Origin of the sequence: Cyanobium sp. L1E-Cus, from assembly GCF_024345755.1 — a bacterium.
Classification (GTDB): domain Bacteria; phylum Cyanobacteriota; class Cyanobacteriia; order PCC-6307; family Cyanobiaceae; genus Cyanobium_A; species Cyanobium_A usitatum.
In genome coordinates this window covers 313,077-333,977 of record NZ_JAGQBS010000002.1, presented here as the reverse complement: position 1 = coordinate 333,977, position 20,901 = coordinate 313,077, and the positions used below count along the sequence as shown (strand labels likewise).

At 65.9% G+C, this 20,901-nt stretch carries 22 protein-coding genes and 1 pseudogene; 9 read left to right on the top strand and 14 right to left on the bottom strand.

What is annotated here, in order from left to right; genetic code table 11:
* Positions 1-30: 30 nt before the first annotated feature.
* From pdeM to KBZ22_RS01810, 6 genes are read right to left on the bottom strand one after another with little or no spacing between them, the layout of a single operon-like run.
* The gene (pdeM, locus tag KBZ22_RS01835; protein ID WP_255020800.1) at positions 31-717 is read right to left on the bottom strand and encodes a ligase-associated DNA damage response endonuclease PdeM; all 687 of its coding nucleotides are present in this window, start codon (positions 715-717) and stop codon (positions 31-33) included.
* Positions 714-1,328 carry a glutathione S-transferase family protein gene (locus tag KBZ22_RS01830; RefSeq protein ID WP_255020799.1) on the bottom strand — a complete coding sequence of 205 codons (615 nt, stop codon included), beginning with the start codon at positions 1,326-1,328 and terminating at the stop codon, positions 714-716. Before KBZ22_RS01830 ends, pdeM begins: the two co-directional genes overlap by 4 nt.
* Before the next feature lie 18 nt (positions 1,329-1,346).
* Positions 1,347-1,562: a hypothetical protein gene (locus KBZ22_RS01825; protein ID WP_254942639.1), complete on the bottom strand. Its 216-nt coding sequence runs from the start codon at positions 1,560-1,562 to the stop codon at positions 1,347-1,349.
* 57 nt (positions 1,563-1,619) lie between these two features.
* Entirely contained in the window at positions 1,620-1,925 is a 306-nt protein-coding gene (locus KBZ22_RS01820) for a diguanylate cyclase domain-containing protein (protein WP_255020798.1), read from the bottom strand.
* Positions 1,926-1,962: 37 nt separating this feature from the next.
* On the bottom strand, positions 1,963-2,760 hold the full coding sequence (locus KBZ22_RS01815) for a CHASE domain-containing protein (protein WP_255020797.1): 798 nt from the start codon (positions 2,758-2,760) through the stop codon (positions 1,963-1,965).
* A 37-nt stretch (positions 2,761-2,797) separates the two neighbouring features.
* Complete coding sequence (locus tag KBZ22_RS01810) at positions 2,798-3,052, bottom strand: hypothetical protein (RefSeq protein ID WP_255020796.1); 255 nt, start codon at positions 3,050-3,052, stop codon at positions 2,798-2,800.
* Positions 3,053-3,173: 121 nt separating this feature from the next.
* Here KBZ22_RS01810 and KBZ22_RS01805 point away from each other — a divergent pair, with 121 nt between their 5' ends.
* Positions 3,174-3,608, top strand: coding sequence for a cupin domain-containing protein (locus KBZ22_RS01805; RefSeq protein WP_255020795.1), 435 nt, complete (start codon positions 3,174-3,176; stop codon positions 3,606-3,608).
* Positions 3,609-3,688: 80 nt separating this feature from the next.
* Here KBZ22_RS01805 and KBZ22_RS01800 read toward each other — a convergent pair whose 3' ends face one another.
* From KBZ22_RS01800 to KBZ22_RS01785, 4 genes are read right to left on the bottom strand one after another with little or no spacing between them, the layout of a single operon-like run.
* A complete protein-coding gene (locus KBZ22_RS01800) occupies positions 3,689-6,172 on the bottom strand; it encodes a ligase-associated DNA damage response DEXH box helicase (protein ID WP_255020794.1) in 2,484 nt (827 codons plus the stop codon).
* A complete protein-coding gene (locus KBZ22_RS01795; protein ID WP_255020793.1) occupies positions 6,169-7,800 on the bottom strand; it encodes an ATP-dependent DNA ligase in 1,632 nt (543 codons plus the stop codon). Before KBZ22_RS01795 ends, KBZ22_RS01800 begins: the two co-directional genes overlap by 4 nt.
* A gap of 7 nt (positions 7,801-7,807) precedes the next feature.
* Positions 7,808-8,794, bottom strand: a complete 987-nt coding sequence (locus tag KBZ22_RS01790) for a ligase-associated DNA damage response exonuclease (protein WP_255020792.1) — start codon at positions 8,792-8,794, stop codon at positions 7,808-7,810.
* A 13-nt stretch (positions 8,795-8,807) separates the two neighbouring features.
* Entirely contained in the window at positions 8,808-9,764 is a 957-nt protein-coding gene (locus KBZ22_RS01785; protein ID WP_255020791.1) for an aldo/keto reductase, read from the bottom strand.
* A 156-nt stretch (positions 9,765-9,920) separates the two neighbouring features.
* Here KBZ22_RS01785 and KBZ22_RS01780 point away from each other — a divergent pair, with 156 nt between their 5' ends.
* Positions 9,921-11,003, top strand: a complete 1,083-nt coding sequence (locus KBZ22_RS01780; protein ID WP_255020790.1) for a class I fructose-bisphosphate aldolase — start codon at positions 9,921-9,923, stop codon at positions 11,001-11,003.
* Position 11,004: 1 nt separating this feature from the next.
* Here KBZ22_RS01780 and nadA read toward each other — a convergent pair whose 3' ends face one another.
* Positions 11,005-11,958 carry a quinolinate synthase NadA gene (gene nadA, locus KBZ22_RS01775; protein WP_255020789.1) on the bottom strand — a complete coding sequence of 318 codons (954 nt, stop codon included), beginning with the start codon at positions 11,956-11,958 and terminating at the stop codon, positions 11,005-11,007.
* Positions 11,959-12,005: 47 nt separating this feature from the next.
* Here nadA and KBZ22_RS01770 point away from each other — a divergent pair, with 47 nt between their 5' ends.
* From KBZ22_RS01770 to KBZ22_RS01760, 3 genes are all read left to right on the top strand, one after another.
* On the top strand, positions 12,006-12,920 hold the full coding sequence (locus KBZ22_RS01770) for a TIGR04168 family protein (protein ID WP_255020788.1): 915 nt from the start codon (positions 12,006-12,008) through the stop codon (positions 12,918-12,920).
* On the top strand, positions 12,914-13,987 hold the full coding sequence (locus KBZ22_RS01765; RefSeq protein ID WP_255020787.1) for a hypothetical protein: 1,074 nt from the start codon (positions 12,914-12,916) through the stop codon (positions 13,985-13,987). Before KBZ22_RS01770 ends, KBZ22_RS01765 begins: the two co-directional genes overlap by 7 nt.
* Before the next feature lie 202 nt (positions 13,988-14,189).
* On the top strand, positions 14,190-14,975 hold the full coding sequence (locus KBZ22_RS01760; protein WP_396111550.1) for an endolysin: 786 nt from the start codon (positions 14,190-14,192) through the stop codon (positions 14,973-14,975).
* Between the two features lie 5 nt (positions 14,976-14,980).
* Here the strand turns inward: KBZ22_RS01760 and KBZ22_RS01755 are convergent, their stop codons facing one another.
* Complete coding sequence (locus KBZ22_RS01755) at positions 14,981-15,802, bottom strand: TPM domain-containing protein (RefSeq protein WP_255020785.1); 822 nt, start codon at positions 15,800-15,802, stop codon at positions 14,981-14,983.
* Positions 15,803-15,849: 47 nt separating this feature from the next.
* Between KBZ22_RS01755 and KBZ22_RS01750 the strand changes: the two genes are divergently transcribed.
* Positions 15,850-17,028 (top strand): SAM-dependent methyltransferase, encoded by a 1,179-nt coding sequence (locus tag KBZ22_RS01750; RefSeq protein ID WP_255020784.1) that lies wholly within the window; start codon positions 15,850-15,852, stop codon positions 17,026-17,028.
* On the opposite strand, the gene KBZ22_RS01745 is transcribed toward KBZ22_RS01750, so the two are convergent.
* Together KBZ22_RS01745 and KBZ22_RS01740 are read right to left on the bottom strand one after the other, a co-directional pair.
* The gene (locus tag KBZ22_RS01745) at positions 16,988-17,686 is read right to left on the bottom strand and encodes an SDR family oxidoreductase (RefSeq protein WP_255020783.1); all 699 of its coding nucleotides are present in this window, start codon (positions 17,684-17,686) and stop codon (positions 16,988-16,990) included. The genes KBZ22_RS01750 and KBZ22_RS01745 overlap by 41 nt on opposite strands.
* A gap of 67 nt (positions 17,687-17,753) precedes the next feature.
* A pseudogene (locus KBZ22_RS01740) lies at positions 17,754-18,218 on the bottom strand (DUF4079 domain-containing protein).
* 95 nt (positions 18,219-18,313) lie between these two features.
* Here KBZ22_RS01740 and KBZ22_RS01735 point away from each other — a divergent pair.
* From KBZ22_RS01735 to KBZ22_RS01725, 3 genes are read left to right on the top strand one after another with little or no spacing between them, the layout of a single operon-like run.
* Positions 18,314-19,306 carry an ATP-binding cassette domain-containing protein gene (locus KBZ22_RS01735; RefSeq protein WP_255020948.1) on the top strand — a complete coding sequence of 331 codons (993 nt, stop codon included), beginning with the start codon at positions 18,314-18,316 and terminating at the stop codon, positions 19,304-19,306.
* Positions 19,307-19,356: 50 nt separating this feature from the next.
* Positions 19,357-20,091, top strand: coding sequence for an ABC-2 family transporter protein (locus KBZ22_RS01730; protein ID WP_255020947.1), 735 nt, complete (start codon positions 19,357-19,359; stop codon positions 20,089-20,091).
* Positions 20,088-20,900, top strand: coding sequence for an ABC transporter permease (locus tag KBZ22_RS01725; RefSeq protein ID WP_254942981.1), 813 nt, complete (start codon positions 20,088-20,090; stop codon positions 20,898-20,900). Before KBZ22_RS01730 ends, KBZ22_RS01725 begins: the two co-directional genes overlap by 4 nt.
* Position 20,901 lies beyond the last annotated feature (1 nt).

Below are 20,901 nucleotides of genomic sequence, written 5' to 3'. Positions count from 1 at the left end.
GTCGCCACAACGGGCGGCGGGGCCTGGGGCTCAGGCGGCCCGATTGCTGCTGGGTGGTGCTTGCGTCCAATCCACGACGGCGCCGTCGGCCACCAACCAGATCCGATCACGTTGGGAGCAGGGATGGCCTCCCGTCAAGCGCCCGAAGGCTGGCATGGCTAATCGCTCACTGGCTTCGCAATAGCTGAAGCATGGCAGCCGCAGCCGATCGGTACCCCGGCCCACCACTGCCACTGGATGCAGGTGGCCGCAGAGGTTGAGCATGCCCGCCCGCGGCTCTGGAATGTGGCTCAGCCACCAGGGGCCTAGGGCTTGGGAGGGCTCCTGCGGCAGCCCCTCGATCCAGCTGCCCTGCTCATGGTTGCCGCCGATCAGGCGCAGCGGGCAGCCCAGCAGCTCCGGTAGGGCAGTCAGCTTGGCGCGGAGTTCGCCGGTGAGCCCTAAGCGGCTGTGGATCAGGTCTCCCAGTACCACCACCTGCTGGGGCTCCAGCTGATGGGCCAACTCCAGGAGCCCATTGAGGGTCGCGCCGTCGCCATCGCTGGGCAGGGGAATGCCATGGGCCTGGAAGGTTTCCGCCTTGCCTAGATGCAAATCCGCCACTAATAAATTTCGGCGCTGGGGATCCCATGCCGCCTTGGCTCCCAGCAGCTGCAGCCGCTGGCCCCGCCAGTCAAAGCTGACGCTTGTTGCAGCAGCGCTTCGTGCCGAGTTCAAGCCCTGCCCATGCCGCGTTGGTAGGCCGGCCGGGCCTGGGTGGCGGCAATCGTGGCCTGCACGTTGGGGTAGGGAGTTAGGTCGATCTGGGGGAAGAAGATCGGCAGATAGGCCAGGTAGGCATTTACGGCGCAGTCGGCAACACTCCAGGTGGGATCGCCCCAGGGCCCTGCCAGCAGCGAGCGGCCGCCTGCCAGCAGCCCATCAAGCACCCCCATCAACTGCGGGAATTCCCGCTCCCGGTTGCTAGGCACAAACAGCGCCACTGCCAGGGTGGCATTGGCAAACAGGATCCACTGGTTTGCCAGGGCCCGCTGGGCTGCCATTTCAGCCGCCGTGCCAGCGAATTCGTTGGCGTGGTGATCGGCCAGGTGCAGCAGGATGGCGCCGCTTTCAAACAGCTGCAGCGGTTTGCCGCCTGGTGCGCGCAGGGTCTCATCCACCAGCGCTGGCACCTTGGCGAAGGGGTTGATGGCACCAAAGGTGTCTCCCTTGTGTTCGCCTGCCTCCATGTCGAGTTGAATCCATTCGTAGGCAATCCCCTTCTCCTCTAGATACCAGCGGGGCATGGAGGCGCGGCTGCGGGCGCCGCCGTAAAGCTTCAGGGTCATGGATTGGTGCTGAGTTGCTTAGGAGTTGCGGCAGAGCCGTTGGATGTCGGGGATGCGATAAAGGCTGTTGATGTCGCTGGGCTGAGCCTCGGCCAGCTTTGTGTTCTTGGTGAGACCGTTGCTTGCCCCAAGCCTGTTGGCGAGGCTGGCCTTTTCCGCACCTCGGGCTGAGCGCCATTGGGCGCAGAGCTCCAGGTTGCCAAGTGCCGATGGAGCAACCAGCAAAAATGACATCAGAAGGTGGATGGCTTTGACCCTTCAGCGGCGATAATTGTTGCAGTAGTAGACGCGTCAGCTATGACCATCGCCTTGTTGATTGCCCTTGCCGGTTCCTTGGCCCTGATGGCTCTCATCGTCAAGCGTCTGGAGCAGGCCTGAGCTAGCGGGTGCCGGAGGCTGGGAGGCACGACTCACCTGCACAGGATTGGTCTTGGCCCGCTTAGCTGTGTACATGGAGTTATCCGCTGCTGCCAGCAGCTCCTCGCTTGTGTTGCCGTGCTCCGGAAAGCGGGCGACGCCGACGCTGGCCGAAATCGCAATGGCCCGGTCCAGCTCGAGAAAGGGGGCTCGGCTGGCCTCCACCAGTTTCCAGTCCATCTTCAGCACCTAGGCGCCCACATTGTGGCCGAACTGGTCATCTACAGACTTGAAGCCATATCTGCTTGTAGAAGGCGTTGTTGGCCATCAGGATCCGGCCTTGGGGGTTGGTCACGAGAATCCCCTGACTGCTCTCCTCAAACACCGTGCTGGACAAGGACAGTTCCTTAGCGGCGGCTTCGCTCACCGCCAGGGCTGTGCGGGTGCTCAGATGATTGCTAACGAGGATCCGGCTGATCAGGGCGGCCACCATGCTGATGCTGCTGCCGATCAGCATGGTGATCCAGAAGGCGTTGCCAATTCCGTTCGGGCCCACCTGCCGGGAGGCCAGCTGCACTCCCACCAGCCAGGTTCGGCCGGCAATCTCCAACTTTTCGTAGGAGGGATGGCTCAGGCCGTCGCTCCCCATCAGATTGAGGTTGTCGTGTAAGAGATTGCGGGCGAGCGGTTCTGTGCCGTCGAACACGAGTACACCGGTGCCCTCTAGATCGGGGTTGATGATGCCGCTGAGGGCGCTGTTCACCACATCTTTCATCCTCAGTGCGGAGAAGGCCCAGCCCCGCAGGGTGAGGTTGGTTGCACCGGGGATCTGAGCCTGATCGGTGTAGATCGGCAGAAAAATCAACACGCCTCTCTGCAGGTCCTCCTGGGTTTCCTGCACGAGTTGAACTTTTTCACTCAGGCTGGCTTTGCCCGTTTTCCATGCTCGGTCCATGGCCTGGCGGCGCTCCGGTTCGGAATACATGTCGAAGCCAAAGGCCCTCTGGTTGCGCCAGTCGAAGGGCTGCAGGAATTCCTTCGCGCTATAGAGCGGTCGGACCCCCGGTGGTCGCACACGGAACTCCGGAAATCCTTCCTGGCGGATGCGCTGTTCAAAGGCAGGTAGAGCGCTGGCTTACTTCTGTCGAGGCATTGAACAAACCCACCACGGCTCCCAGCATGGTGATGTTGATCTCGAGTTTGGTGCGCAGGGCCTCGGCCACGTTATTGAGCAGGGTGCTCTCGATCTGCAGATGTTCCTTTTCGCCGAAGCGGCGGGTCTGATCGAGCACCGCCATGGTGCTTAGCAGGCCAGTGGCCAGCACCAAAAATGCAGCAGGTCGATGGGCCTCCGCCACTACCCTCACGGCGGTATTCCTGACAACAATCAAACGCTAGCCATGGGGCCTTCGGCGCGCTCGGCTGCCGTAGGAGGAACTGAATGAGAAAAGTCTGCCGCTAAGATTGGATTAGCAAAGCTTTTAGTGCATGCTGACCGAAGTTAATCCTGGATTTCATGCTTGGCATGTCTGGTGTGATCATCAAGGGGTGAGTCATCAAAAGAAGGAGTGGTTGGATGATTTTAAGCTGATCACATTTATCAAGGGAATGGCAAGTGTTTGGCAGTCTGGTCCCCGCGATGATGCAACCGGCGTTGTGTTTTTATCACTGGTGCCTGGTCAAGAGTATGAATGGCATGAAAACCCTGTGCTTCAGTGGATCGTGCCAATTGTGGGGCGCTGGTTTGTGACCACGATGGATGGGGTGCGGGTAGAGATGGGGCCTGGCGAGATCTCCTTTGGTGCTGATCAGAACTGCCAACTTATTGAAGGTCGTAGAGGTCATCTTTCTGGTGCTGTGGGCTCGGAACCTGCGGTGATCATGTTGATCCAGGTGGCCTCGAATCCGTTCGAAGTTGTTTGAGAGGGGATGATCAAGATCGATAGAACCTGGGTACGTTCTGGCAAGCCCAGTTCGCCCTCGGTGTTGTGATCTTTGATATATCACCTCTCCTCCGCTGCCCCTGCTTCTTTAATCAACCGTTGAAGCCTGTCGAGCAGCGACTCATTACTCATGCGGTTGTTTAGCCGCTCCGCCAGCAAGGGGAAGGCCAGCGGGCCGGGCCGGGCGGTGCGCTCCAGCTGCAAACTGCATCGCTGCAGCCGCTGCAAGACCAGGGTGATCCTGGGCAGATCCAGCTGATCGGTGAGCACTTCCGATCTGGCCTGGGCCAGGAGGCGGTTGGCAGGTTCGTGGCGGCTGAACACATCAAAAAGCAGGGCGGCACTGATCTGCAGTTGACCGCCGGATTTGGACTGGCCGGGGTAGCCGTTCAGCACCAAGCCGCTGATCTGGGCAATGGCGCGGAAACGCCTCCGGCATAGCTCTGAGAGGTTGATTGCTTGCTCCAAGTCGTCCTTGAGATTGGTGGCGTCGAGCAGTTCTTCGGCGTGTAGCTCAAATAACTCTTCAAATGGATAGTTTTTTGGCGCTAGCAGTTCAAAGCCGTAGTCGTTTACCGACACCGTGATCGTGCTGGGCTGGTGGCGGGCCAGGCGCCAGGCCCAGAGAAAACCCAGGCCCTCGTGTACAAAGCGCCCATCAAATGGATAGGCATAGAGGTGGCTGCCCTCACGGCTGTTACACACCTCCACCAGTAATTCGTGTTGCCTTGGCAGCCTTGAGAGCTGCACCTGGCGCTGAAGCAGGGGCTCCAGGGCCATAAGTTCGGGGCTATCGAGCTTGGCTTCCCCCGCCAGGGCGCGGGCGCAACGATCCACTTCGGCGCGCAGGTGCTGGCTGAGCAGGTCGGAAAGGGCCATCTGGCCGCCAGACCAGGCGGGCACGGTGCTGCTCTTTTTGGAGCTGGCCTTCACCTGGGCCGTCATCTCCCGCAGCCGCACGAATTCCAGTTGACGGCCGGCAAAGAAGAACACATCGCCGGCCTTGAGCCGGCCGATGAAGGCCTCTTCCACATGGCCGAGCACGGCGCCGCGCACAAAGCGCACCGTGACGGCCCGGTCGGCGGTGATGGTGCCGATGTGCAGGCGATGCATTCGGGCAATGGTCTTTTCCTTCACCAGATAGAGATCGCCATCGCGCTCGAGCTTGCGGTAGCGCGGATAGGCACCAAGGCAGTCGCCGCCGTGCTCGAGGAAGCGCAGGCACCACTGCCAGTCGCTATCGCTGAGCTGGCGGTAGCTCCAGGCGGTGCGGACCGTTGCCAGTGCCTGCTCCGGCTCAAAGCCTGGGCCGCAGGCCAGGCTGGTGAGGTGCTGGAGCAGCACGTCGATCGGTGCCGTCGGTGGTCGGCGCGCCTCCACCAGCCCCTCGCTCAGGCCCCGACGCAGGGCGCTCAGCTCCAGCAGCTCTAAGGCGTGGGTGGGCATGAACAACACCTGGGAGGTGCCGCCGGGGAGGTGGGCGCTGCGGCCAGCTCGCTGCAGCAGCCGGGCCACATTTTTGGCAGAGCCGATCTGCACCACGCGCTCCACCGGCTGGAAATCCACGCCCAGATCGAGGGAGCTGGTGCACACAACCCAGCGCAGGGCTCCTGCTTTCACCCCGGCTTCGATCGCTTCGCGCTCGGCCCGGTCGATGGCGCTGTGGTGCAGGGCTAGGGCGCCCTCCATTTCCGGGCATGCGTAGCGGAGGCACTGGTGCCAGCGCTCGGCCTGGTTGCGGGTGTTGGTGAACAGCAGGGTGGAGACGCCGGGCTCCAGGGCCGCCACCAGATCCTCATAGCGCCGCAACCCGAGGTGGCCGGCCCAGGGAAAGCCATCGATCGACTCGGGCAGCAGGCTACGGATCTCCGTGGCCCGGGCTATCGGTGCGGTGATCAGGCGAGGTTCGCTGGCGGCACCCAGGGCGCTGCGGACGGCCTCTTCGAGATTGCCGATTGTGGCGCTGATTGCCCAGGTGCGCAGGCCCGGCTGCTGGCTGCGCAGCCAGCTCAGGCAGAGCTCGGTTTGGCTGCCGCGTTTGCTGCCCATCAACTCGTGCCACTCATCCAGCACCACCGCCTGAAGGCTCGCAAATAGGGCAGGGGCCTTGGGATTGGCCAGCAGCAGGCTGAGCGATTCCGGCGTGGTGATAAGGATTTCGGGCGGGCTGCGCAGTTGCTTGCCGCGCTCGTAGCTGGAGGTGTCGCCATTGCGGATGCCAACCCGCAGCGGCCAGCCCATCGCCTCGATTGGCTGCTGGATCGCCTGGGCAAGATCGCGGCTCAGGGCCCGCAGGGGCGTGAGATAGAGCAGGCGCAGGCCGGGGCTGGGCTCGGCCAGCAGCTCCGCGATCGGACCCATCACGGCGGCATAGGTTTTGCCCGAGCCGGTGGGCACCTGGATCAGGCCGCTCTCGCCGGCCAGATAGGCCTGCCAGCACTGGCGCTGAAAGGGCAGGGGCGTCCAGCCCTGAAGCTCAAACCAGGCTTCGATCGGGGCCAGGAGATCGCCGGACTTTGTTTGGCCAGGGGGCTTCCGGCTCATGGCTGGGTTGCTAGCAGGGCAAGGGCGCTGGCCAGGCTGTCGGCTTCTGCTGCTGGTTTGTCTTGGCGCCAGCGGGCGATGCGGGGGAAGCGCACGGCGATGCCGCTCTTGTGTCGGCTGGAGCGCTGCAGCCCCTCAAAGGCCAGCTCGAACACCTGCAGCGGCTGCACCGCCCGCACCGGCCCGAAGCGCTCGGTGGTGTGGCTGCGGATCCAACGGTCGAGCGCGGTGATCTCGGCGTCGTCGAGGCCGGAGTAGGCCTTGGCGAAGCTCACCAGTTGCCCTTCGCCATCCCACAGCCCGAAGGTGTAGTCGGTGAACAGGTTGGCGCGGCGACCGCTTCCGGCCTGGGCATACAGCAGCACCGCATCGAGGGTGTAGGGATCGCGCTTGTGCTTCCACCAGTGGCCCCGCTTGCGGCCGGCCAGGTAGGGCGAAGCGAGGTTCTTGAGCATCAGCCCTTCGGCGGTGGCGCTGGCGGCCTGCTGGCGCAAAGGCTCCAGCTGCTCCCAGGCCGTTAGGGGTAGGCGGGGGGATAGGCGCAGGAGCCCGGCTTCAGGGGTGGGTGTCGTTTCAAGCAGGTATTGGAGCAGCTCCTCCAGGGCTGAGCGGCGCTGGCTCAGGGGTCGCTGGCGCAGGTCGTCGCCCCCCAGCTCCAGCAGGTCGTAGGCAACGAAGGCCGCCGGACACTCGGCCAGCAGCTTGCGCCCTGGCGCTTTGCGGCCCAGGCGGCGCTGCAGCTGGGCGAAGGGGGCGGGCTGGTCGGAGCCTGCGGGCCACACCAGGATCTCGCCGTCGAGCACGGTGCCGTTGGCCAGGCACCCTGCCGCTGCGAGCAATTCGGGGAAGGCGGCACCTATTAATTCTTCGCCGCGGCTCCATAAAAAAACCTCGTTGGCGCGGCGGATCAGCTGGCCGCGGATGCCGTCGAACTTCCACTCCGCTTGCCAATCGCTGGCGGGGCCGGCCGGCTGCTGCTCCAAGGGCGATGCCAGGTAGAAGGGGTAGGGGCGGCTGGGCACCGCTTCGGCTCCATCGGCTGGGGCCAGCAGGGCGGTGAGGGCGGCAGCACTGGGCTTGAAGCCGCCCATCAGCCGGTGCTGCAGCTGCGCTTCCTCCAGCCCACTGAGGCGTGCCAGGGCGCGCACCACCAGCCCCTGGCCCACGCCCACCCGCAGGCCACCGGTGAGCAATTTGTTGGCTACCAGCAGTTCGGATCTGCTGAGGCCCCGCCAAAGCTGCCGCACCGCTTCTGCCTGCTCGCTGCCCTCCAGGGCGGCGGCGGCCGGCAGCAGCTGCTCCATCCAGGTGTGTAGGGAGTGCTGCAGGGGTTCGCTCGCCCCAGCGCCCACCTGGGCCCAGAGCAGGGTGATCGTTTCGGCCGAATCACCAACGTGGGCGTAGCAGTCGTCGAACAACCACTCCGGCAGGGGGGATTCCTCCAGGCAGATCTGGCGCAGACGGCGGCCGGTGATCAGGCGCTTGCCCTGCTTGCCCAGCAGCACGTGCAGGGCCCAGGCGCCATCGGCGGCATCAACACCACTGAAGTAGGCGACGAGGGCATCCACCCGGGCCTGGGTGCCGCTGCTGGCATCGAGCGCGCTGTAGAGATCGGCGAAGCGACGCATGCCGGTCTCAGCCCGCCAGCGGTTCGGCGCTGATCCCTTCCACCTCGCTCAGGTAGCGGGCCAGGCCGTCGCTGTTGCCGTGGGTCACGTACACCTGCCGGGCGCCGCTCTGCTGCACGCTCTGGATCAGGCCGGGCCAGTCGGCGTGGTCGCTCATCACGAAGCCGCGCTCATAGCCGCGGCGGCGGCGAGCGCCACGCACCGCCATCCAGCCACTCACGAACGCCGTCTGCGGCAGCTTGAACCGCTTCATCCACACTGAGCGGTGGGCTGAGGGCGGCGCGATCACCAGGCGGCCCGCCAGCGATTCCCCCTTGGCAGCCGAGCTCACCGGCAGGGTGGGCGGCAGCCGCACCCCCGCCTCCCGGTAGGCCGGCATCAGGGCCTCCACGGCGCCGTGCAACAGGATCTCATCTTTGACACCGATGGCGGCTAGCTCCGCCAGCAGCCTCTGGGCCTTGCCGAAGGCATAGGCAAACAGGATCGACGGCCGCTCCGGTGCTCCCTGCCACCAGGCAAGGATCTCGCCGGCCACCTCGGCGCCGCTCTGCCAGCGATAGATCGGCAGGCCGAAGGTGGCCTCAGTAATAAATACGTCTGCCTGCACCGGCTCAAACGGGGAGCAGCTTGGGTCGGCGCAGCGCTTGTAATCGCCGCTCACCAGCCAGCTCTCACCGCCCGCCTCCAGTCGGATCTGGGCGCTGCCCAGCACATGCCCCGCGCTGTGAAACGACACCCTGGCCTCACCAATGCGATGGGCGGCGCCGTAGTCGACCGGGATCAGGTTGATCGTGGCTCCCAGGCGTTGCCGCAGGATCGCTTCGCTGGCGCCCACCGCCCAATATTCGCCGCAGCCGGGCCGGGCGTGGTCGGCGTGGGCGTGGGTGATCAGGGCCCGGGGCACCGGCCCCACGGGGTCTATCCAGGCCGCCGCCGCCCGGCAGTAGAGCCCCTGGGGGGTGTGCTCCAGCAGGCTGCCGGTGGGGAGGGGCATGGGTAAGCGGTGATCAGGTTTCGTCCCAGAGGGTCTGCAGCGACCACGGGCCCCCCTCCAGCAGCCAGAACGAGCCATCCACCAGGCGGCGCTGCTGATCCAGTGCGGCGATTCGCTCGAGATCGGCCGGTGTGAGTGTGATCTCCGCTGCCGCCAGGTTTTCCAGCAGCCGCGCCGGGCGCACCGATTTGGGAATGGTGGAGATGCCGCTCTGCAGCTGCCAGGCGATCAGCACCTGGGCGGGGCTGCAGCCATGTTCCGCGGCGATCGTGCCGATCAATGGGTTTTCCAGCAGCACCGGTTCATCGGCGCCCTTGAGGGCGGCGGGCCGGTCCTGGGAGCCGAGCGGCGAGTAGGCGGTGAGGTGGACGCCCTCGGCTGCGCAGTAGGCCACCAGGCCCGGCTGCTGCAACAGGGGGTGCCGTTCCACCTGATTCACCTCCGGCCGGATCCGGCAGTGGGCTAATAGGTCGTGCAGCTTGCGGCTGGAGAAATTGCTCACGCCGATGTGACGCGTGAGGCCCGCCTCCAGGGCTGCTTCCATCCCCTCCCAGGTGGATTCGAGCGGTACCTGTGCCAGTGGCAGCAGGTCAGTGCCGCTGGTGGGAAAGGCCACGCCCGACTTGATCGGCACCGGCCAGTGGATCAGGTAGAGATCCAGCCACGCCAGGCCCAGATCGGTGAGGCTGCGGCGCAGCGCCGCTGCGACGTTGTCGCGTCCATGGGCATTGCACCAGAGCTTGGAGGTGATCCACAGCTCCTCCCGCTTCACCTCGCCAGCTTCGATGGCGCCGCGGAGGGCCTCGCCCACCTCTGGCTCGTTGCCGTAAACGCTGGCACAGTCGATGTGGCGGTAGCCCAGCCGGATGGCCTCCCGCACCGCGGCCCCCACTTCCCCTGGAGCCGATTTCCAGGTGCCAAGCCCAAGCAGGGGCATGGCGTCGCCATTGACGAAGGTGGCGGTGCGCATGGGTGGCGGATTGCCCGGTGCGGGCACCTTAGGGAGCCTTGCCTAACGCGACTTCTCTGTTCAGGCATCTGCCCTGGCGGCGAACTCCCCGCTCCCAACCACGGTTGACGGTTTGCGGCGCCGCGACTAGCCAGGGATGCCCCGCCGGCTGCCGCCATGGCCCTCAACGACTTCCGCGATGAGCTCGCCGCCACCGCTGCGGCCCTGGCAACGCCGGGCACAGGGCTGTTGGCGGCGGATGAATCCACCGGCACGATCGGCAAGCGTTTCGCGGCCATCGGCCTGGAGAACAGCGAGGAGCACCGGCGCGCCTACCGCTCCCTGCTGGCCAGCACCGACGGCCTCAGCCAGCACATCTCCGGCGTGATCCTCTACGAGGAAACCCTGTTTCAAGACAGCACCGCCGCGGCCGGTGGCGTGCCGCTCGTGGAGCTGTTTCAACGGCAGGGCATCGTGCCCGGCATCAAGGTGGATCAGGGGGTCGAACCCCTGGCCGGCGCCCTGGAGGGGGAGAGCTGGTGCACCGGCCTCAAGGGCCTCGGCGAGCGGGCCGCCCTCTACTACGCCCGCGGGGCGCGCTTCGCCAAGTGGCGCGCCGTGTTGCAGATCAGCGCCAGCGGCGCTCCTTCGGAGCTGGCGGTGCGTGAGAGCGCCTGGGGGTTGGCCCGCTACGCACGCACGGTGCAGGAGCAGGGCCTGGTGCCGATCGTGGAGCCCGAGATCCTCATGGATGGCGACCACGACATCACCACCACCGCCTCGGTGCAGGAGTGGGTGCTGCGCACCACCTACGAGGCCCTGGCGATGAACGGCGTCTTTCTCGAGGGCAGCCTGCTCAAACCCTCAATGACCTGCCCAGGTGCCTTATGCCCCGAGCAGGCCAGCGCAGAGGAGGTGGGTGAATTCACTGTGCGTACCCTGAGGCGCACCGTGCCGGCGGCGGTGCCAGCGATCCTGTTTCTCAGTGGCGGTCTAAGTGAAGAAGACGCCAGCCTTTGCCTCAACGCCATCAATCACGCGGCCGCCCAGGGGTACGCCCCGTGGCACCTGGGCTTCTCCTACGGCCGTGCCCTGCAGCACTCCTGTCTGCAGCACTGGGGCGGCAGCGACCTGCAGGCTGGTCAGGCCGCCCTGCTGGCCCGAGCCCGCGCCAATGGCGCCGCCAGCCGCGGTATCTACAAGCCCGGCAGCGAGCCCTCCGACGACACCAGCCTGTTTGTGGCCAACTACAGCTACTGATTCAGCGGCTCATGGCCAGCATCTTCTCGATCGGTGCCAGGGCCCTTAGCCGCAGCGCCTCATCCATCACGATTTCTGGTTCCATCCGATCGAGGCACCGCCACACTTTTTCCAAGGTGTTGAGCCGCATGTAGGGGCAGGCGTTGCAGCTGCAGCCATCGGCGCCCGGCACCTCGAAAAAGGTCTTTTGGGGCAGTTTCAGCCGCATCTGGTGCAAGATTCCCGGCTCGGTGAGCACGATGAAGCTGGTGGCGGGGCTCTGCTCTGCTTGACGCAAAAGGGCGCTGGTGGAGCCGATGAAGTCGGCCAGGTCCAGTAGGTGTTGCTGGCACTCGGGATGGGCCAGCACCTCAGCCGCTGGGTGCTCGAGCTTCAGCTGCAGCAAGGCTTGTTCGCTGAAGGTCTCATGCACGATGCAGCTGCCTGGCCAGAGGGTGAGCTGGCGGCCGCTCTGGCGCTCTACCCAGCGGCCCAGGTTTTGGTCGGGGGCAAACAGGATCGGCCGGTCGGCTGGCAGCTGCTTCACCAGATCCACGGCGTTACTGCTGGTGCAGATCAGGTCGCTGAGGGCTTTCACTGCCGCCGAGCAGTTGATGTAGCTCACGGCGATGTGGTCTGGATGCTCGGCGCGGAAGGCGGCAAACTCCTCGGCCGGGCAGGCATCCGCCAACGAGCAGCCGGCCTCCAGATCTGGCAGCAGCACGGTTTTGTCCGGGCTGAGGATCTTGGCGGTCTCCGCCATGAAGTGAACGCCGCAAAAAACGATCACCTCGGCGTCGGTGGCGGCGGCCTTGCGCGAGAGCTCTAGCGAGTCGCCGATGAAGTCGGCAATGTCCTGAACGGCTTCGTCTTGGTAGTAGTGCGCCAGGATCACAGCCTTGCGCTCCTGTTTTAGGGCGCTGATCGCGGCGGGCAGATCTTGCGGTGCGTGGTTATTGGTGGCGGTGAAAACCAACCCGGGGCCTCAGCTGATGCAGGATGGCATGAGCCTAGGCAGCAGTGATGGCGGTATCCGGCGGGGGGAAAACGCTCCGCATTGCCATCGCCGGAGATCTGCATGGTGAATGGGACCACAGCGACCATGCGCTGCTGGACTGCCTGGCCCCCGATGCCCTGCTCGTGGTGGGCGACCTAAGCGATGGTCAGCAGCGGATTCCGGCCCTGCTGCGCCAACTGCCCATGCCAGTGGCCTGCATCCTTGGCAACCACGACACCGGCAAGGACGCTTCTGGGCGCACGCTGCAGCACCAGATCGACCTGCTGGGAGAGGTTCACTGCGGCTGGAAAATGCGAGCCCTGAGCCCGCCGGATCTGGCGGTGGTGGGGGGGCGGCCGGCTACCGCCGGTGGTGGTTTCAAGCTTTCTCGGGCGGCGCTGGCTGCCTTCGGCCCGGTGAGCTTGCAGGAGTCGGCCGATCGGATCACGGCCGCCGCCGCCACCGCACCCCCCGACTGGCCCCTGGTGTTGCTGAGCCATAGCGGACCCTCCGGCCTCGGCAGCGATGCCACCTCCCCCTGCGGCCGCGACTGGAAGCCACCCGCCTGCGACTGGGGTGATCTCGACCTAGCCCTGGCCATCCGCCAGATCCGCCTCAATCGACCGGTGCCCTTGGTGGTGTTTGGGCATATGCACCATGCCCTCAGGCGCGGCCAGGGGGATCGCCAAAGCTTCTGCCGCGACCGGGCCGGCACCTCCTACCTCAACACCGCCTGCGTTCCCCGCCACGGCACCGATGGCGCCGGCCAGGCCCTGCGTCACTTCAGCTGGGTGGAGCTGGTGGGCCAGGAGGTCGTGAGTGCCAGCCATCGCTGGTTTGGCCTTGGTGGTGAGCTGCTCTACGAAGAGCGCCTCTGGACTGCTCCCAAACCGGCCCCTAACCCGGCCCCCAACCCAGCTCCCGAACTGGCGCCGTGCTGATTTATGCCTGCGTCAGTGCCCATGGTTTTGGCCATGGCTCCCGCACCGCTTCTGTTTTAACCGCCCTGCATGGGCTGCGGCCCGACTGGCGCTTGGTGTTGTCCACGGCCCTACCTGAGGCCTTTCTGCGCTCCGCCCTGGGCCCCGTGCCCTTTGAACACCGCCCCTGTCGTTGGGACGTGGGCGTGGTGCAGGCCGATGCCCTAGGGGCCGACGCTGGGGCAACCCTGGCCGCCCTATCGGCCCTGGAAGCTGAGCTGCCCGCCCAGCTGGCTGCTGAGCAGGCCTGGCTGGCCGCCCAAGCGATGCCGCTGCTTGTGCTTGCAGACGTGCCCCCAGCGGCGGCGGCCTTGGCTCGAGGCCTCGGGGCGCCTCTGATCTGGCTAGCCAGCTTTGGCTGGGAGGCCATCTACGGGGCTATGGGTGCCGCTTTCAGCCCCTGGGCCGACCGTTGCCTGGCGGCCTACCGCCAGGGCGACCTGTTGCTGCGCTGCCCCCTGGCGATGCCGATCGACTGGGGCATCCCCGAGCTGTCGATTGGGCTCACCGCCGGTAGCCCCCGGCTTGAGCCGGGCAGCCTGGCCCGCCAGCTGCAGTTGCCGGAAGAGCGTGATCGTTGCGTGCTGGTGAGTTTTGGGGGGCTGGGCTACGACCTGGATCCGGAGTTGCTGCAGCTCTGGCCCGATCACGTGTTTGTTAGTCCCGATCCCCGTTTGGCCCCAGCTGCCAACTGCCGCCTGCTGCCTGCCGGGGTGCGGCCGCTGGAGGTATTAGGGCACTGCGCCCGCCTGATCACCAAGCCCGGATACAGCTCCTTTTGCGAGGCCTTGAGCGCCGGAGTGGGGGTGCATTTGGTGCATCGCGAAGGTTTTGCCGAAGCGCCCGTGCTGGAAGCGGCTTTGGTGCGCCACGGCTGGCACCGGCTGCTCAGCCAGGAGCAGGCCCGCCAGGGGGATTGGCAGCTCGACCAGCCTTTGCAGCCCCCCACTGGTAAGCCATTGGCTGGCCATGGTGCGGCGCAGGCGGCCGAGGCGCTGGCAGCTTTTGTAGCGGGTCGTTCGTTTTAGTCAAAAATTCAGACGTAATTTACCTGGGCCACAGTGATCTGAACCGTTCGCTGTAGTTGTTGACACTGGTGGACACCTGTGTGATTGGCACTAACTCCATCGTGTCTGGGTGGATTGATAGGCAAATTGGCACGAACAAATCTTTTCTACGCATTTCAGATTTGGCCGCCTGCAGGCGGTCTGCCGTTTGATCCGCTCCGGTATGACCTTGCCCAGCACCTGTTTTCGATCCGCCCTTGCCTTGGCTGTAGGCCTCGGCACCCTTTCCCTGACGGCTCCGGTAGCCCAGGCGTCTGAGTTGCTCAAAGGCTCCGAGTTGCTTCAAGCATCTGGGCCCTCTCAGCCCAGCTTCCCCACGGCTATTGCCCTGCCCCTGCCCCCACCGCCGGTGCGGATCTTCGCGATCACGGCTGAGCGCCGCGCCCTGCTCAACACCATTCGCTACGCCGAAGGCACCTGGGCCGATGGCGACGACATCGGCTACCGGATCATGTTTGGTGGCGGCCTGATGCCCTCCCTGGAGCGCCATCCCGACCGAGTGGTTCGCACTGCTCGCTATGCCAGTGCCGCGGCGGGTGCTTACCAGTTCATGCCCTTCACCTGGACCATGGTTTCGCGCTCCTTGGGAATCGCGGCCTTTGGCCCCCAGGTTCAAGACCAGGGCGCCATCTACCTAATCCAGCGTCGTGGTGCCCTGGCCCTGGCTGATCAAGGCGTGTTCTCGCCGCTGCTGGCGGCCAAACTGGCCCCCGAATGGGCCAGCTTCCCCACCCTCGCCGGCCGCAGCTTCTACGGCCAGCCGGTAAAGCGCTTCCACGACCTCAAGCGCTTTTACGACGACAACCTCAGCCGTCTGCGCGATCAGCAGCCCCAGTCCATAGCCAAAGTTGAAATCAAGCCCGCCTGCGCGCCTGCGGGCTCCCTGCGCTGTCAGCTCGAGGGGCTTGAAAAGTTGGGACCGCGCAGCCGCAGTCAAAATCCCGGCTGAAAGTTCTAACTCTGATCGGCATCTTTGAGCCTGGCCTTACCCACGGTGGCTCCGGCGATTAGGTAGGCGCCAAGAGCTGCCCCGAGGAAGGCCAGGGTGTTGCGGGCAACCGGCAGCAGGTCGTTGGTGCGGGTCAGGATCGGGCCCAGGCCTAGGGCTCCAAACAGGATCAGCCACAAAGGTGAGAGCAGCAGCACCCAGGCCCACTCCACCTTGCGACCCTCTTTGCGCGGGTAGGAAGCGAAGCCCGCCACCAGGCCGCCGAGCATGGAAGTGGAGAGGGTGAGCAGCCACTGCTCGCGTGGCAGGCCTGGCACCACCTGGCAACCACCCCGCTCCAAACAAATTTCCACCGCTGCTAGGGCATCGACAATGGCGGCGTCCTGGCCGTTGTCGCGCACGTAGTACTGGTTGCCGAAGCGGGTCTGCAGCTCTACCCAGTAGGTGCGGGGCATCAGGGCAAACAGGGCATCACCCACGTTGAAGTTGAGCAGGTTGCCGCCGCGCTCATCGGCCACCAGCAGCAAGCTGCGTTCGTCCAGGTTCCAGAAGTCTTTCACCGCCTGGCCTGGGGTGCGGTCGTACTGGGTGAGCACCCGCAGTTTCCAGCCGGTGTCGGCCTCGAAGCGGGTGAGATTTTCTTCCAGGCTGATGCGCTGACCATCGGTGAGGGCCTTGGCCAGGTCGATCACCGGGGTGGGGTGGTCGGGTAGGAGGTCGGGGTTGTCGTAGGCCTGGGCCGGAGCAATGCCCACTCCCAGCCAGCAGGCCAACACCAGCAACAGCGACACCAGCGCAGGCAGCACGGCGTTCCAAGCGCGACCCATACACCTGCCTCAGCGAAGATGCATTCTCCCTGAGCAGGCGTCTGAGCGTGAGCTTGCCCCCCTGGCTGCTGCAGCGCCTCGAGGCCGTCGGCGCAGCGGTGCCTTTCCGCACCTATATGGAATGGGTGTTGCACGATCCGTTGCACGGCGCCTATGGGGCTGGCCGGCTGCGCATCGGCCCGGCGGGGGATTTCGCCACCGCCCCCTCCCTGGGGCCGGATTTCGCCGCCCTGCTGGCACCCCAGCTGGCCGAGTGGCTCACTGCCCTGGCGGCCGGTCCCGGGCCCCTGGCTCTGGTTGAGGCAGGGCCAGGCGAGGGCAGCTTGGCTCTGCAATTGGCCCAGGCCCTGGTGGCTGGCTGGCCCCAGCTGGCGCAGCGCCTGGAGCTGGTGCTGGTGGAGCCCAACGGGGGCATGGCGGCCCGTCAGCGAGCCCTGCTGCAGGACTGCCCCCTGCCCTGTCGCTGGGCCAGCTTCGCCGAGCTGGCGGCATCACCGCTGCGCGGTGTGGTGCTCGCCCATGAGGTGCTCGATGCCCTGGCGGTGGATCGGATCGAGTGGGACGGGGCGCTCTGGCGGCAGCAAATGGTGTCGCTGCACGAGGGCCCTGGGGCGGAGCTCTCGCTGCGGCTGGAGCCCGGCGGGCCCCTGGAGCCGGCAGCTGCCGCCCAACTCGAGCCCCTCGGACTCCTGCCCCCATCGCCCCAGCGCCCTTCCGGCTGGTGCAGCGAGCTGCACCCGGGCCTGGCCCCCTGGCTTGGCGAGTGCGCCGCAGCCGTGGCCGAGGGCCAGCTGCTGGTGATCGACTACGCCTTGGAGGCCTGGCGCTACTACGCCCCCCAGCGCTCTGGCGGCACCTTGATGGCTTATCGGGGCCAGCAGGCCAGCGGCGATCCGCTGCTGGAGCCAGGCGCCTGGGATCTCACCGCCCATTTGTGTGTTGAGAGCGTCGATGTCGCCGCCGCCGCCAGCGGCTGGCTGCCCCTGGGCCAGTGCCGCCAGGGTCAGGCCCTGCTCGCCCTGGGCTTGGCCGAGCGGCTGCACGGGCTGCAGCAGGAGGCCCCGGCTGAGCTGGCCACAGTGCTGGCCAGGCGCGAGGCCCTGCTGCGCCTGGTGGATCCGGTGGCTCTGGGGGATTTCCGCTGGCTGGCCTACGGCCGGGGTGTGGCCCCAGAGCTGCCCAGCTTCAGCCGGGAGCCGGGATCGCTGCCTCCAGCCACTGGTTGAGGGCTTGGGGCTGCTGGGTGGGACTGCTGGTGATTTCGATGATTCGCCCGCTGGCGGCCGGGGTTTCCAGGGCCTCGAGGCACACCCGGGCCACCAGGCGGCGGGGCAGGCTGCTGCTCTCCTGCTGGTTGGGGCCGGAAAAAACTACCCCCTCCCTTTCGCTGCGGCTGTCGTCCTCGCTGAGGCCGCCGGGGCGCACCACGGTCCAGTCGAGTCCGCTTTCTTCAAGCCAGCGCTCGCCTAGGCGTTTCCACACCAGGATCAAGCCAAACAGGTTTAGGGGGTGCTGCCAGCGACCGGCGCAGAGCGAACTCACCAGCACCACCCGCTTCAGGCCCACCGCCTGGCAGGCGCGGATCTGGTCGCGCACCCCGAAGGCATCAACCTTGAGGGGGCCGGCCAGATCCACTGATGGCCGGGCGCCAGTGGCGATCACCAGGGAGTCACAGCCGCTCAAGGCGGCATGCAAGGCCTCGGTGGCACTGAGATCCAGACGCCGCACATCGAGCCGCCCATGCTGCTCTGCTTCAGCCAGGGACGCTGGCAGCACCGAGCCGGGCCGCACGATCGCCCTCACCGCCAGGCCCCGCTTCAAGGCTTCATCCACCACCCGCCAACCGGTTTTTCCGGATGCTCCCGTCACTGCCACCAGGCTCATTGCTGCATCTCAGCCATCACAGCCCCATGTTGCTCGTTTGGGGGATTGGCTGGCAGCAGGCTGCGCTTCAGCCGGGTGGGGCCAGGGGCGGGCAGACGCGCAAGCTGAAGACACAGCTCCAGATGGTGGCCTTTTGCCAGCTCAAGGGAATTTCCAGCAGGTCCCTCGGGCCCGTGATCCCCTGGGCCAGAAAGATCAGGGCCGCCAGGGCGTTGGCGCTGAGGTGCAGGCGCCGCCAGCGCAGTTGGCGCAGGATCTCCGGGCGGGCTGCTAGGGAGAAGAGCAGCAAGCCGGTGAGCCCCATGCCGCCCCAGAAATGGGATTGCCAGAAGGCTGGATCGAGGGGGTTGTCGCACCCGCCACAGAGCTACCAGGGCCAGCACGCTGCCAGCCAGCACGAGCAGCAGGGAGCTGCGCATGGCGTCGAGCTGGCTGGCCACCACCGAGCTGGTGAGCCAGCGCCCAGCAGGGGAAAAACCAGGGCTACCGCAAGGGCGGGATGTAACAGCCAGAGCCAGTCGACGCCGGTCAACTTCTTGGAGGCTGCAGGGATGGGGTACCTAAACCCTAAACAGTCCAGCTGGCTGCCTACGGTGAGCCTGATTGCAAAACGTTGTGGCAGGGCCAATCATTCGCGCCAGCGGGTTGAGCAAGACCTACCGAATTAGCGAGAAGCAGCCTGGCCTGGCCGGCACAATCCAACATCTGCTGCGGCGACGCCATCGCGATGTGCTGGCGGTGGATGGAATCAGCTTCACAATCGAGCCGGGCGAGATCGTTGGTTTCCTGGGCCCCAACGGCGCCGGTAAGACCACCACCTTGAAGATGCTCACCGGCCTGATCCACCCCAGCGGCGGCGAGCTGGAGGTGGCAGGCCACGAGCCCTTTCGGCGTCAGGCCCGCTTCTTGCGCCAGATCACCCTGGTGATGGGCAACCGCCAGCAGCTGATCTGGGACCTGCCCGCCCTCGATTCGCTGCGGGTTAATGCCGCTGTCTATGGCATTGCGGAGGCGGAGGCCCAGCGGCGCATTGGCCAACTCGCCGAGATGCTGGAGCTGGGCCAGGAGCTGCGGCGACCGATGCGCAAGCTTTCCCTTGGCCAGCGGATGAAGGCCGAACTGCTGGCGGCCCTGCTGCACGAGCCGGCGGTGTTGTTTCTCGATGAGCCCACCCTGGGTCTGGATGTGAATGCCCAGGCGCGGGTGCGGGATTTCCTCGCCGACTACAACCGCCGCACCGGCGCCACCGTGCTGCTCACCAGCCATTACATGGGTGACATCACCGCCCTCTGCCCGCGGGTGCTGCTGATCCACCAAGGCCAGCTCTTCCACGACGGTTCCCTGGCCGATCTCACCCAGCGGTTGGCCCCCTGCCGCCAGGTGCGGCTGGAGCTTGCCGACCTCCACCCACCGGAGGCCTTTGCCGGTTTCGGCCAGCTCGAGGCCCATCAGGGCCACCTGGTGCGGCTGCTGGTGCCGCGGGCCCAGCTCGCAGAGAAGGTGGCGGCGCTGCTGGAGCGCTTTGCGGTGGTGGATCTGGAGGTGAGTGATCCGCCGGTGGAGGAGCTGATCGGCGGTTTGTTCCGCCAGCGTGATTCAAACTCCGGGGCTTCCCAGTGAGCTGGGCATGGCGGGTGGCGCGGGCGCTGCTGGGCAGTCAGTACGCGCTGATGCTCGAATACCGGGCCGAGATCGCCCTCTGGGCCCTATCTGGGGTGTTGCCCTTGATCATGCTCGGCGTCTGGAGCGGCTCGGGCGCGGCGGCGGCGGCTGGCCTCTCCCCCGAGCAGCTCAGCCACTACTTCCTGGCGGCCTTTGTGGTGCGCCAATTCACGGTGGTTTGGCTGATTCAGGTGTTCGAAGACGACGCCCTGCAGGGCCGCCTGTCGCCTTTCCTACTGCAGCCGCTTTCGCCGCTCTGGCGATACCTGGCGGCCCATTTCAGTGAACAGGCGTCTCGAATTCCGTTTGTGGCCGTGATGGTGCTGGTGGTAGGGCTGGCTGCGCCCGGCTTGCTGTGGCTGCCGTCGGCGGGGGCTTTACTGCTGGGAATTCTGGCGATTGTGGCGGCCTTTTTGCTGCGCTTTCTGCTGCAGGTGCTCGTTACCACCCTTTGTTTTTGGAGTGAGCGGGCAGCGGCCCTCGACCGGCTGTTGATGATTCCCTATCTGTTTTTGTCTGGCATAGTTGCACCCCTGGACACCTTTCCTCCATCGGTGCGGCGGCTGGCCCTGGCCACTCCCTTCCCCTGGATGGTCGACTTCCCCGCCCGGCTGCTGGCCGGCGAACCGGTGAATGTGGCTTTGGGTTTTGGGGCGATCGCCGCCTGGTGCCTGCTGCTGCTGCCGATCGGCCACTGGCTGTGGCGGGCGGGCCTGCGCCGCTACTCGGCGATGGGGGCGTGAGGGAGTTTGCGCGCTACTGGCGCAGCCTGCGCTGCTTTTGGGGCACCTCCCTGGCGGCCGAACTCGAATACCCGCTCAATGCCTGGATCGAGCTGCTGTCGGTGCTGGGCAACCTGGCAGGCAGCGTCTTTGTGCTGCAGCTGCTGTTTGGTGGTGGGCCCCAGCTGGGTGGCTGGAGCTGGAGTGGCGCTTTGGTGGTGCTGGGCCTCTACACGCTGCTGGATGGGTTCACCACCTGCGTGCTGCAGCCCAACCTCAGCCGCATCGTTAACCACGTGCAGACCGGCACCCTCGACTACGTGCTGCTCAAGCCAATTGACAGCCAGTTCTGGCTGTCGGCCCGCACCGTGTCGCCCTGGGGGCTGCCAGGAATATTGGCTGGCCTTGGCTTGATCGCCTGGGCCCTGCTGAACAGGGGTCCTGGGGCTCCATCCGGCCTGCCGGCGGCTGGGCCCGTGCTGCTCTCGCTGGCGCTGCTGTTTGCAGCCCTGGTGATTCTCTACAGCCTTTGGTTTGTGTTGGCGGCCCTCAGTATCTGGTTTGTGAAGGTGTGGAATGCCACCGAGGTGTTGCGCTACACCCTGGTGGCTGGCCGCTACCCGGTGAGTGCCTATCCGCCGGCGCTGCGGCTGCTGTTCACCTTTGTGCTGCCGGTGGCCTTCCTCACCACCGTGCCCGCCGAGGCGTTGCTGGGTCGGGGTTCGGCCATCTGGGCTTTCGGTTCTTTGCTGGCCGCCGGGCTTTGCCTGGCTGGCAGTCGCCTGCTGTGGCGCTACGCCCAGCGCTTCTACACCTCGGCTTCTAGTTGAG

Bases quoted from the DNA above. Each gene is read 5' to 3' on its own strand.
- KBZ22_RS01755 (WP_255020785.1), bottom strand. From the start codon at position 15,802: ATGGGTCGCGCTTGGAACGCCGTGCTGCCTGCGCTGGTGTCGCTGTTG.
- KBZ22_RS01780 (WP_255020790.1), top strand. From the start codon at position 9,921: ATGGCCCTCAACGACTTCCGCGATGAGCTCGCCGCCACCGCTGCGGCC.
- KBZ22_RS01800 (WP_255020794.1), bottom strand. From the start codon at position 6,172: ATGAGCCGGAAGCCCCCTGGCCAAACAAAGTCCGGCGATCTCCTGGCC.
- KBZ22_RS01825 (WP_254942639.1), bottom strand. From the start codon at position 1,562: ATGTCATTTTTGCTGGTTGCTCCATCGGCACTTGGCAACCTGGAGCTC.
- KBZ22_RS01770 (WP_255020788.1), top strand. From the start codon at position 12,006: ATGGCGGTATCCGGCGGGGGGAAAACGCTCCGCATTGCCATCGCCGGA.
- KBZ22_RS01830 (WP_255020799.1), bottom strand. From the start codon at position 1,328: ATGACCCTGAAGCTTTACGGCGGCGCCCGCAGCCGCGCCTCCATGCCC.
- KBZ22_RS01745 (WP_255020783.1), bottom strand. From the start codon at position 17,686: ATGAGCCTGGTGGCAGTGACGGGAGCATCCGGAAAAACCGGTTGGCGG.
- KBZ22_RS01820 (WP_255020798.1), bottom strand. From the start codon at position 1,925: ATGGACTGGAAACTGGTGGAGGCCAGCCGAGCCCCCTTTCTCGAGCTG.
- KBZ22_RS01795 (WP_255020793.1), bottom strand. From the start codon at position 7,800: ATGCGTCGCTTCGCCGATCTCTACAGCGCGCTCGATGCCAGCAGCGGC.
- KBZ22_RS01790 (WP_255020792.1), bottom strand. From the start codon at position 8,794: ATGCCCCTCCCCACCGGCAGCCTGCTGGAGCACACCCCCCAGGGGCTC.
- KBZ22_RS01760 (WP_396111550.1), top strand. From the start codon at position 14,190: ATGACCTTGCCCAGCACCTGTTTTCGATCCGCCCTTGCCTTGGCTGTA.
- KBZ22_RS01730 (WP_255020947.1), top strand. From the start codon at position 19,357: ATGCTCGAATACCGGGCCGAGATCGCCCTCTGGGCCCTATCTGGGGTG.
- KBZ22_RS01805 (WP_255020795.1), top strand. From the start codon at position 3,174: ATGCTGACCGAAGTTAATCCTGGATTTCATGCTTGGCATGTCTGGTGT.
- KBZ22_RS01785 (WP_255020791.1), bottom strand. From the start codon at position 9,764: ATGCGCACCGCCACCTTCGTCAATGGCGACGCCATGCCCCTGCTTGGG.